Origin of the sequence: Rathayibacter caricis DSM 15933, from assembly GCF_003044275.1 — a bacterium.
In the GTDB taxonomy this organism is placed as follows: Bacteria; Actinomycetota; Actinomycetes; order Actinomycetales; family Microbacteriaceae; genus Rathayibacter; species Rathayibacter caricis.
Genome location: NZ_PZPL01000002.1, coordinates 183,198 through 192,450 on the forward strand (window position 1 = coordinate 183,198; position 9,253 = coordinate 192,450).

Below are 9,253 nucleotides of genomic sequence, written 5' to 3' on the forward strand. Positions count from 1 at the left end.
CGAATCGCGGCAATCATGTGATCTGCGGACTTCGAGTCGTCGAGCGGAAGCAGTATCGGCTATTCTCGTTCGCGCTCCTCGGGGAGGCGTATGGTCCGAGCATGACCGTCCTCATCAGCACCGCGACGGGTGTCCACACCCCGCCCATCAGCCCCTCCGCATCGCTGACCGCCTCCGACTCCAAGGCGCACCACCCCATCACGGACGACGCGAATGATCTCCTCGAGGAAGCCGCTCGTCATGCACGCTTCTGGGCCTCCTATGACGCCGATCCCCGCTCGGCCACGGCCTGGGCCGATGCCGGGACCTCGACCTGGCGGCGCCCCGCCCGGGTCGCGCTGGTCCCCGTTCGTGAGGGTCTGGACCAGTGGGACGAGGAGGGCGGCTACGACCCCGCATGAGCCCAAACCCGTCTCCATGACTCACGCGGCGTCTCCGTTGCGCAGTGATCGGTGGCCGCAACGACCGTCGGTGCTGAGGCACGATCCCCCGGCAAGCTCCGGCGCGTTCGCTGGCGGGACATCCGAGTTGCCTGCGACTAGCCGATGCGATCGTCGTCGTTCGACCGGCGGGGGCGTCCGGGTTCGTCGATGACGACCATGTCCCGGCCGAGCGCCGGGCTGAGAAGCTCCCGCAGCCACAGCCGGTTGAGGACGACGAGTTGCGGGTCGTCGAACCGGTACTCGAGCGGAGTGTTGGGGTGGACGAGGATCGCGTAGGAGCGGTACTCCGCCTCCTGACGAGTCCTCCACGCCAATCGGAACGGCGCGCCTAGCGTCATCCGGGTGCGGATCGCGGTCTGCACGTGCGACAGCGTCCGGTCATCGAACTCGATCCGACGCCGCCAGGCACCGAAGATCAGTACGCCCATGAGCCTTGTCCCTTTTCTCTCTCGAGCGGTGCGCGAACGCATCTGGCGCGGAAAGCTCCGCGGGACCAGGTCCGCCCTGAAGGCAGACCGATCATGAGATCCGAAGTCGGGATGCCACTGACGCTAGACCTTCACCGGGTAGAAAGGCCCGCCAACCCACAGCGGCAGATCCGCGCGGTGACTCGCCGCTTCATAGATCAAGCCGATGTGCCGATCGGGCTCCTTCGCGCTCTTCCCTCCGCGTATCGGAAGGTCTAGTTTGCAGACACGTGGAGTTCTGAACCCGAATCGGAACTCACGAGAGGCCGCCGCACCGTCCTGGTGCGCTGGCATCGGTGCGGGTTCCCGTCGGCGACGTGCATGCCGGCGTGACCGACGGGCGCCGCAGTGCTGACCAGGCGACACCGGAGTGGACGGACGCCCTCCCTGACGAGCGCCCGACCGCGCTCACAGGTACCTTCTGTTCGCGCAGCGTCGCAAGCCCCGTGCGGGCACCCGCCCGCCGTGGTGACACTGAAGAAGTGCAGCAGCTGACCTACGCCTCGAAGAGCATCCTGACCACCGACGCCGTAGGCGACGCGCTCCTCGATCTCGTCACCGCAATCGACCGCCAGCAGCACTCCGAGGTCGTGACGGTGCCCGCCTTCACCGACGAAGGGCACCTGGTCGAGGCGAAGATGACGCTCGACGCGAGCAGCGAGCTCGTCGCCGTGCCGGTTCAGCTCGACGTCGAGGACAAGCACGCGACGACGGAGGCCGTCATCCGTGCCGTCGACGACATCCGCTCCCGGATCCGCAGCAACCGCCGCACCGTCTCGCAGCCCGTCCTCGACGACGAGCAGCACGCGTTCCACTACGACGAGTTCTGATGACCGCACAAGACCACGACGACGACCGTCCTGTCCCCACGGCGGAACCCGCGATCACCTCCGCGCGCTTGACAGAGCACAACGCCCTGCTGCATCAGGCCGCCGGGTTCGTCGGCGCGGGGCTGCACATCTCTCCCGACGACGCCCTGGTTGTCCTTGACCGTGAAGCGCGGGAGCAGGGCCTCGATGTCGCTCAGCTCGCGCGTGACATTCTCGATCGCCGACGCAGCTTGCCTTCCCTGGACTGACGAGCAGGAAAGTGTGACAACCCAACGCGGCTATTCGTAGCCCCACGTCATCGAGTCGTCGTTCCAGTCAAGAAGTTCAACAGGAGCAAAATCGATGAGCGGGTCCTCGTTCTCCTCGAGGACGACCGGCGTCGAGGGAGCGATCAGCACTGATACCTCCGCTCCCCCCGCGGTGCGGAAAGCCACGAAGGCCGGAGCGTCCCGCAGCGCTGCAAGGAAGACCCGCTTGAGCCAGTCCAGATCCGTGCCCGCCGCCAGCTCAAAGAGGTCCTCGTTCACCTTCACTCTCGCATTCACCAGGTCTCTCCCTCACGCGAGCACGAGACTAGAAGCGGCAGGCCAGCGGGGCCATGTGGTTGACCCCTACCACCAGCATGAGCCACGAAGCTGATGTGAGGGTAAACCCTGCGCTCAACGGATAGAGGTGCGGTCTGCGGAAGCTCGACGTCGATGCCGGGCTGGATCACCTCTCTACTGGGAGGTGGCTTGCTCCTCCGAAGCTGCACGCCGAGCCGCGTCCGCCTGGTGGCGATAGAGCGACGCACGACTCCACCCGACGAGACGGGCGGCATCTTCCGCAGTACGGCCGCGCGCTCGCGCGTCCGCGGCGATCGCGAGCTTGTCCGCGACCACCGCTGGGTCCGACAGCGGTCGGCCGAAGCGGGTACCGCTTGCACGAGCGGCCGCGATTCCGGCGTTGACGCGTTCGATGATGAGCTCCCGCTCGTACTCCGCGAGCGTGGCGAGCATGTTCAACATCAACCGGCCCGTCGACGTCGACGGGTCGATGCCGTCCGAGATCGACCGGACCTGCACCCCTCTCTCACGCAACAGGTTCACCGTGTTGAGAACGTCGATCAGTGATCGGCCGAGACGGTCGACTCGCCAGACGACGACGGTGTCCCCGTCCTCGGCGTACTCGAGGAGCTTCTTCATCCCGCGCCGCTCTATCGCGGTCTTGCTCCCGGACGTGACGTCCGCGAACACGTCGCGCTTCTGCACGCCGGCCGCGACGAGCGCGTCGACCTGCAACTGCGCATCCTGACTCGACGTACTCACACGCGTATAACCGAGAACCCTCACGAGCACATTCTGCCTCGGAAACCCCCTCCGGGCACCCTGATGCGACAAAGTACTGCGAGACAAGTTCTTGAGACGGCGAGACCTCCGCAGTTCCAGCCGACGCCGACCTCGGAACGGGCGCTTAGGGACTGTCTCAGAAAGCTAATGGATATCGAGACAGTCGAAGACAGAGCTCTCCCCTCCGCGAAGGAGGTGCGCTTTTTCGAGTCCGCTGCGCCTGGGGCGGGCGGCGGAGGGCCTTGGCGATCTTCCTAATGCGCTCTGCGGGCTTGCCGTTCTTGCCGAGCACGACGATGTAGACGAGCGGGGCGAAGACGGCGATCGCGAACAGCTCGGGGAGCTGCTCCGCGAGAGCGGACAGGAAGGTCACCTCCTCCGGGAACTCTGGAAGCAGGATCGCCATAACGAACCTCTCCGCGGGGGACGCGCGAGCGCGTCAATTTGACGCCGAGCCGGTCGGCTCGGTCCACTGACTACTAGCAACCAAGCGCGTAGTCAGATGAGGAGGGGGCCAGGAGAGCTGGTGCTGCTCAGATCCGGGCCGGGCATGAAAAAAGCCGGCTCGAGGCCGGCGGGTTTCGGTGAAGCGTCGGAGCCGCTCCGTGCGTTGTCCGTTAACACAGAAGACCAGCCGTTCGGCTGGTCGTGGCGCACGTGTAGCAGGCGGTTCTAGTTTGCAGGGTCGATCGGCCGGAGCACAAGAACCGATGCCTTCGGGGGTCTTGAGCCAGTTCGCGGCCTAGCGCGAGCTTACAAAATTTGCGTCTGAGCAAAGTCAAGGATCCGGTGCGGCGAACGAAAAGAGGACGAGTTGCCGGAGCGCATGCCGCAATCCCCACTTTAGATTTTGGGGTGGACGGTATGGAGTTGGTCAAATCCAGGGCGTGAATCGGCCGTCGTCGTCGCGCGGCGCGGTGAGGCGATTCCGGTAGACGGCCTGGAGTTCGCCGAGCTTCACGTACTTCGTGTGGTCGCCCTCGCGCTGGTAGTAGTCGAGGAGACCCTGCTGAATCCATGAGCGGATGGTTGCGCGGCGCTTCCGAATCCGTTTTGCTGCGGCACTCAGAGTGTAGAGATCGTGCGCGTCACGGTCCGGCGAACGAGGGACCATCGTCCAATCGTCGGCGGTTGTCCAGATGCGGGGTTCCGAGTCTTAGGCCACTAGCGACAAGCGTAGCTCGGCGATGTGGCGGGTTTGGCCGTGTTCGGAAGAAGACACCCAGCACTCCCCGGTACCGATCGATGGCGAGCGGGAGGGACACGAGGCGCGGTGGGCGATTGCGCTTAAATCCGGGCCACGAAGCGACCGGCGTCATCGCGCGGGCGCAGACGTCGTGCTGTCAACGTCTGGCGATAGACGGCGAGGAGGTCGGCCTCCTTGACATACTTCGCGTGGTCGCCTTCGATCACCTCGAACGGCAGGAGGCCCTGTTGAATCCAGGCCCGGACGGTGGCGCGGCGGCGCTGAACGCGGCGGGCTGCGGCGCTGATCGTGTAGAGCGTCTCGACGCGGTTGCGTGTGTCCAACTGGTCCAGCCTGATAGTCATGACCTCTACCGACTAATCATGCTCCACTGCCGCAAGCCTACAGAAGTCATTTCCAATGGGTCGGAAGCACGCCGAGCTGAAGAGACTGGTTGAACGGGTCGAAGGGCACCTGGACGACGCTGGCGACCTTGGCGTCCCGCGAACGATTGTTCGCGAGATGTCGTCGGGGTGGACGCTAGGCACCCCGAGCATCGGTCGGCCGTGTGGCTCGCTCTCGGCGTCGGAGCGAGACGGGGACCATCGGAGAGGGCCGGGGGTGTCCGACCGCGGATGGTGGCGGAGGTCGCTGACATGATGACCGGATGCTGATCGCTTACGTGGACGAGTCCTACACCCAGGACTTCTACTTATCGGCGCTGCCGTGACGACGCAGGAGAAGTGGGAGCAGCTCGAGCACGGCTATGCCGCTCTCCGGGAGCAGATCGCCGCGGAGCACGGGCTGCCGGCGAATGTCGAGTTCCACGGGCACGAGCTGATGGGCGGCGCCGGCGAGTGGGCTCCCCTACGCGGGAAGCATCGTGAGGCGGCGGGCATCTACGCGGCCGCTCTGCGGGTCGCACAGGAGGCCGAGGTCCGCTACCTGTTTCGCGGGGTGGATGTGAAGCGTCTGAACGCTCGGTACCGCTACCCGGAGCAGCCGCACAAGATCGTGCTGCAGCACCTGCTCGAGCGGGTGAACGAGTACCGCCGTGACGTCTTCTCCTCCGATACCGAGGAGGTGATCGTCGTCGCCGACGAGATCGCGACGCAGGAGGAACACCGACGGCAGTTCGAGAGCTACCGGTCCTTGGGCACGCCGGGCTACCTGACGAGCCGCCTTGACCTGATTTCATCCCCGATCCAGTTTGCATCCTCGAGGAACGCCGCCGGGGTGCAGGCGGCCGACCTCGCGGTCTACCTGCATCGGCGCCGACAAACGGTGACGGAGACGCACCCAAAGTCCGCGGCGACGATGGCGCGGTTGAGCCGACTGGTCACCGCGTCAACATGGCACGACTGGATCTGGACGCCTTAAAAAACTAAGACCCCACCGAGGCGGGGTCTTAGGCTGGCAACGTTCCGGGAACCGGCCCGTTGTGACGACCACAATACACGCGGATCCTGGACGAGTCACGGCATCAGGGGCGCCGCCGTTCGATGAGGATTGTGTCGCGCCAGCGGCCAGCCGCAGGCCCGTATGTCATCTGCGCAATGCGCTCGTGAGTGTCCAGGCAGCGGAATCCCGCGCGGTTGTGGAGGGTGAGGCTGGCGGTGTTCTCGGGGAAGATGCTCGCCTGGATCGTCGACAGGTCCACGTCGTCCGCCGCGGCGATGAGCTCGGCGAGCAGCGTCGAATCGATACCGCGGCCGCGGGCGGCCGTGGCAATGACATCGTCGTCGCCATGAAGCCGGGCCTCGCCCTCCCCGCGACTCCGACGGGCCGGTTCTTCAAGTGGAAGTTCCCCGACCCGATCGACTGGAGCGCCGAGAACGTCCGCCCCCTCCGCGAGGCCGTCGCCGCTCGGATCCGAACCGAACTCCTCGACTAGGCGCGACACGTAGTGGCATCAAAACGCGGCCAGAGAGAAGCCAAAAACTACAACGCCGCCGCCGCCGCCTGCGCGCACGCTCCATGACTGCCTGGATTCCCTGAACGGATCGATGCTGTCGCGAGCGCGCAGGTGCTGAAGGTCGTCAGCTTGCTTCGGCCCCGCGGTCCCACTCGGTCTTGTAGGCGTCAGCTTCGGAGCGAAGGTAGTCGCGCCGATCTGCGACGGTGGCAGTGCCAGTGTCGATCCTGCGCAGTTCACCGGTACGAGCAAGCAGAAGTGCTGGGATCGCCCCGCTGTCCACCTGCCGCGTGGCGAGGGCGATCGAGGTCTCCATGACTGCGATCTCCGAAGGGGTGAGTGCCTGCTCCGAGAAGTAGACGTGGGTGGCCAGACGATCCCCGTTGTTGAGCTCGAGAATGAGGTGGAGGCGCAGGCTCACCATCTGAGTGCCGTCCACATCGATGACAATGACGTTGCGCTGTTGACGGCGGGCGGAGCGCACGCTCACGCCGCCAAGGAAGGTGAGCAGGCCGCGGCCATTCGCTTCGTAGCTGGCGCGCTTGTTCGTAGGAGCAGCCTCGATGACGTCGTGAAGTGCAGAGCCGCGGCAGCCGTCGTTGATGTAGTTGATCGCGCCGGTGAGGAAACGCTCGTAGAAGAAGGCGAAGAAGTTGCCATCTCGAGCTGCGAGGACCTGCTCGCGGTCGTGCGCGACGTGAGTGCGTCGGCCCTTCGCTCGCGCGCGGACAAAGTCACGCAGGTGCACAAGGGAAGGCGTGTGCTCGGTGGTGGGTTCAGGGGTCGTCGATGCGTTCACGGTGAACTGGTCCTGTCTCGCACGGCCCCCAGGGAGTGCCGGTGGAGAGGTGGTCCCCACCGGCGTCCTGAGTTAAGATCGACACGAATCCTTTGCCGGGAAATTCCGTATCGACCCCTGTGGCCGCTGACCTTGATCTGTCAGCAGGTGCCAACAGGGGTCTTTGCGTGTACGGCTCAAATTATCCCACGTCAGTACGACATCCGCGGCTCTCTGCGGCGATCTAAAGCCCTCAATCGACGGGGTCGACCGAAAATGTGTCCTCAGCCGTAGGTATCGCGTGGGCTGCGCCCTGGAATCGACCTGGAGCCATTTGCGCGGAAGAGCGACACCCTTCCGAACCTCGTCCTCTATGGGACGCGTCGGTCAGCCTCGCGTCGGTCGCGTAGGCCGCGTAGCCCGCCTGGATATTCACGCTCGTCTGCACGAACCCCGCGCCGTCCTGACCGATTGAGCGGGAGCCAGTCGCTCTCACCGACGACGACAACCGGCGCGGTTTCCGCCCCGTTAGGATCCCCGAGCCGCAGACCCGCGGTGCTCGCTGAGCAGCACCTGAGTCGCAGGCCCTCTCCTCTTCTGCTGGCGGGACGCTCTCCGCGCCTCGTCGCTCTCGAAGCAGTTTCGCGCGAGCACTAATCGGCGGAGTGACGCGGATCCGGCCGCCTGGTCAGAGTTTCGCGCCCGGATCAGAATCGCGTCACACCGTCACTCTGAGAAGACACGCGTCCAAGTCAGGTGGTGGACCCATGACGTCGAGGGTGCCAGCAGCACCGTTCGGCGCGGACAGGAACGAACACAATGAGCACCTCAACTCCTCGCGGGAAGCATCGCGGACATAGCAGGCGGCTACGCCGACCACGAGTACCGATTCCGTGGGGATTTCTCCACGGGATTATTCGAGGTTACGTTTGGCCCTACGTCCAGGAGCACGTCGCGCCATTCATCGAGGAGCGGATCGTACCGCCCTTCTTGTGGCTGATCGACGTCCTGTCCGGAGGGTGACGCGACTACGAATACGGGGAGATCAGGGCATGCGGGGCCCCGTGAATGGTTTTACGCGGTGACCGGTTCGAGCTGGAGCGACCAGCCGGCCGGTTTGTCGACGGCGTGGCCGTCGTGGTCGGTGAAGACGTAGAAGTAGAACGTGGAGAGCCGCTTGTCGTTGCTGCCCGACAGGGCGCCGGCTGCGTAAAGGCGAATTGCCCACTGCTCCCCCACAACGGCCTGCGCCCAGGCGGCGTACTCGTCGGGTTCGAGGATCTCCGAGTTGCCGACGAGGAGGTTGAGCCCCTTCACGGACACGCTCACCAGGGAGAGCGTCGGGTCGGCGCCGGAGTCCGGTTCGAGTTCTGCGGCGGCCCCGCGGTCCATGAGGACGGACACCTCGGCGTGGTCAGGGATCGTCCCCTTAGGCGTGGGAGTTGCCGTGCGCGAGCGTGTGCGAGCTCGTGCAGCTGGGCATCGGTGAGGCCGGGCTGTGAGGTGATCCGCTCTCCGGCGTCGGTGAAGAGGGTGCGTTGCATCAGGCGGATCTCGCGCTCGTGCTTGTTGACGATCTTGCGGACGAGTGGCGAGACCATGCCCGGAGTTTAGAGGGAGGGAAGACAGCCCTCCGTCGGTCGTGGGACGCTGACGGTATGACCGCTCCCCGCACTCCTCTGGCGCGAACCGCTCTGGTCGCGAACGGCATGGTGTGGTTCGGGGCGTCGGTGATGTTCTTCGCGATCGCCGGCGAGCAGACGTACGCGGCGTTCATCGGTGAGTGGTTCAACGTCCTCGGCTGGGTCCTGATCGTGGCCGTGGCCGTAGGCCTGGCGGTCGTGGGTGTGATCGAGAACCGGAACATTCGCGCGGGGAAGAAGTACCGGCCGCGACCGCGGCGTCGATGACTCGTACGGCCCATGCGGCCCTGGTGGTCTGGCTTCTTCTGCTGACTGGCCTGTTCGCCGTGCCCGTCGCCGGTGCGCTCTATCAGGCGCGGGATCCGGAGTACACGTGCTTGGTCGACTGGCAGGCGCCGCCGTCGAACGGCGTCGATTATGAGTGGAGCGTGCGGGCACGGATCACGCCGTTCCCTCTGGGCCTGGAGTGCACGTTCATCCGGCAATCCGGGGAAGAAGTCGTCGTCGGTCCGGGCTGGCTGTTGACGCTGTTCGCCGGCACCGCCGGCGCTTTCGGTGTGGCATCAATCGCTGCGCTGGTGTGGCGGGCACCTCGACCGGCCTCCTCGCATGGGACCGCCACGTAGACCGAGCACACCGACCGCAGCTCGGCGCGGGTGACGG

The 9,253-nt window shown here is 65.4% G+C and carries 15 protein-coding genes; 6 read left to right on the plus strand and 9 right to left on the minus strand.

From position 1 onward, the window contains the following. Window positions 1-101: 101 nt before the first annotated feature. On the plus strand, window positions 102-401 hold the full coding sequence (locus tag C1I63_RS18915; RefSeq protein WP_146168502.1) for a hypothetical protein: 300 nt from the start codon (window positions 102-104) through the stop codon (window positions 399-401). Window positions 402-538: 137 nt separating this feature from the next. Here the strand turns inward: C1I63_RS18915 and C1I63_RS18920 are convergent, their stop codons facing one another. Continuing rightward, on the minus strand, window positions 539-871 hold the full coding sequence (locus C1I63_RS18920; protein ID WP_107576107.1) for a DUF7882 family protein: 333 nt from the start codon (window positions 869-871) through the stop codon (window positions 539-541). 521 nt (window positions 872-1,392) lie between these two features. On the opposite strand from C1I63_RS18920, the gene C1I63_RS18925 reads away from it, so the two are divergent. Together C1I63_RS18925 and C1I63_RS18930 are read left to right on the plus strand one after the other, a co-directional pair. Beyond that, window positions 1,393-1,740, plus strand: coding sequence for a hypothetical protein (locus tag C1I63_RS18925; protein ID WP_107576108.1), 348 nt, complete (start codon window positions 1,393-1,395; stop codon window positions 1,738-1,740). After that, window positions 1,740-1,988: a hypothetical protein gene (locus C1I63_RS18930; RefSeq protein ID WP_107576109.1), complete on the plus strand. Its 249-nt coding sequence runs from the start codon at window positions 1,740-1,742 to the stop codon at window positions 1,986-1,988. Before C1I63_RS18925 ends, C1I63_RS18930 begins: the two co-directional genes overlap by 1 nt. A 30-nt stretch (window positions 1,989-2,018) precedes the next feature. On the opposite strand, the gene C1I63_RS18935 is transcribed toward C1I63_RS18930, so the two are convergent. The 5 genes from C1I63_RS18935 to C1I63_RS18955 form a co-directional block, all read right to left on the minus strand. After that, on the minus strand, window positions 2,019-2,273 hold the full coding sequence (locus tag C1I63_RS18935; protein ID WP_107576110.1) for a hypothetical protein: 255 nt from the start codon (window positions 2,271-2,273) through the stop codon (window positions 2,019-2,021). A 186-nt stretch (window positions 2,274-2,459) separates the two neighbouring features. Beyond that, window positions 2,460-3,071, minus strand: a complete 612-nt coding sequence (locus C1I63_RS18940) for a recombinase family protein (RefSeq protein WP_107576194.1) — start codon at window positions 3,069-3,071, stop codon at window positions 2,460-2,462. Between the two features lie 133 nt (window positions 3,072-3,204). Next, a complete protein-coding gene (locus C1I63_RS18945) occupies window positions 3,205-3,474 on the minus strand; it encodes a hypothetical protein (protein ID WP_107576111.1) in 270 nt (89 codons plus the stop codon). 468 nt (window positions 3,475-3,942) lie between these two features. Further along, window positions 3,943-4,182 (minus strand): hypothetical protein, encoded by a 240-nt coding sequence (locus C1I63_RS18950; protein WP_107576112.1) that lies wholly within the window; start codon window positions 4,180-4,182, stop codon window positions 3,943-3,945. 173 nt (window positions 4,183-4,355) lie between these two features. Further along, entirely contained in the window at window positions 4,356-4,619 is a 264-nt protein-coding gene (locus C1I63_RS18955; protein WP_107576113.1) for a MerR family transcriptional regulator, read from the minus strand. Between the two features lie 361 nt (window positions 4,620-4,980). Here C1I63_RS18955 and C1I63_RS18960 point away from each other — a divergent pair, with 361 nt between their 5' ends. Continuing rightward, a complete protein-coding gene (locus C1I63_RS18960; protein WP_107576114.1) occupies window positions 4,981-5,634 on the plus strand; it encodes a DUF3800 domain-containing protein in 654 nt (217 codons plus the stop codon). Window positions 5,635-5,737: 103 nt separating this feature from the next. Here C1I63_RS18960 and C1I63_RS20220 read toward each other — a convergent pair whose 3' ends face one another. The 3 genes from C1I63_RS20220 to C1I63_RS18975 form a co-directional block, all read right to left on the minus strand. Further along, entirely contained in the window at window positions 5,738-6,157 is a 420-nt protein-coding gene (locus C1I63_RS20220; protein ID WP_236553710.1) for a GNAT family N-acetyltransferase, read from the minus strand. A gap of 136 nt (window positions 6,158-6,293) precedes the next feature. Then, complete coding sequence (locus C1I63_RS18970) at window positions 6,294-6,968, minus strand: hypothetical protein (RefSeq protein ID WP_146168504.1); 675 nt, start codon at window positions 6,966-6,968, stop codon at window positions 6,294-6,296. 1,053 nt (window positions 6,969-8,021) lie between these two features. Then, on the minus strand, window positions 8,022-8,339 hold the full coding sequence (locus C1I63_RS18975) for a hypothetical protein (RefSeq protein WP_211315695.1): 318 nt from the start codon (window positions 8,337-8,339) through the stop codon (window positions 8,022-8,024). A gap of 266 nt (window positions 8,340-8,605) precedes the next feature. Here C1I63_RS18975 and C1I63_RS18980 point away from each other — a divergent pair, with 266 nt between their 5' ends. Together C1I63_RS18980 and C1I63_RS18985 are read left to right on the plus strand one after the other, a co-directional pair. After that, window positions 8,606-8,857 carry a hypothetical protein gene (locus C1I63_RS18980; protein WP_107576117.1) on the plus strand — a complete coding sequence of 84 codons (252 nt, stop codon included), beginning with the start codon at window positions 8,606-8,608 and terminating at the stop codon, window positions 8,855-8,857. A 23-nt stretch (window positions 8,858-8,880) separates the two neighbouring features. Further along, on the plus strand, window positions 8,881-9,216 hold the full coding sequence (locus C1I63_RS18985; RefSeq protein WP_107576118.1) for a hypothetical protein: 336 nt from the start codon (window positions 8,881-8,883) through the stop codon (window positions 9,214-9,216). Window positions 9,217-9,253 lie beyond the last annotated feature (37 nt).

What these genes read in the sequence shown, in the direction of transcription:
- C1I63_RS18920 (WP_107576107.1), bottom strand. Translation starts at nt 871, where the DNA reads ATGGGCGTACTGATCTTCGGTGCCTGGCGGCGTCGGATCGAGTTCGAT.
- C1I63_RS18950 (WP_107576112.1), bottom strand. Translation starts at nt 4,182, where the DNA reads ATGGTCCCTCGTTCGCCGGACCGTGACGCGCACGATCTCTACACTCTG.
- C1I63_RS18945 (WP_107576111.1), bottom strand. Translation starts at nt 3,474, where the DNA reads ATGGCGATCCTGCTTCCAGAGTTCCCGGAGGAGGTGACCTTCCTGTCC.
- C1I63_RS18980 (WP_107576117.1), top strand. Translation starts at nt 8,606, where the DNA reads ATGACCGCTCCCCGCACTCCTCTGGCGCGAACCGCTCTGGTCGCGAAC.
- C1I63_RS18915 (WP_146168502.1), top strand. Translation starts at nt 102, where the DNA reads ATGACCGTCCTCATCAGCACCGCGACGGGTGTCCACACCCCGCCCATC.
- C1I63_RS18955 (WP_107576113.1), bottom strand. Translation starts at nt 4,619, where the DNA reads ATGACTATCAGGCTGGACCAGTTGGACACACGCAACCGCGTCGAGACG.
- C1I63_RS18930 (WP_107576109.1), top strand. Translation starts at nt 1,740, where the DNA reads ATGACCGCACAAGACCACGACGACGACCGTCCTGTCCCCACGGCGGAA.
- C1I63_RS18975 (WP_211315695.1), bottom strand. Translation starts at nt 8,339, where the DNA reads ATGGACCGCGGGGCCGCCGCAGAACTCGAACCGGACTCCGGCGCCGAC.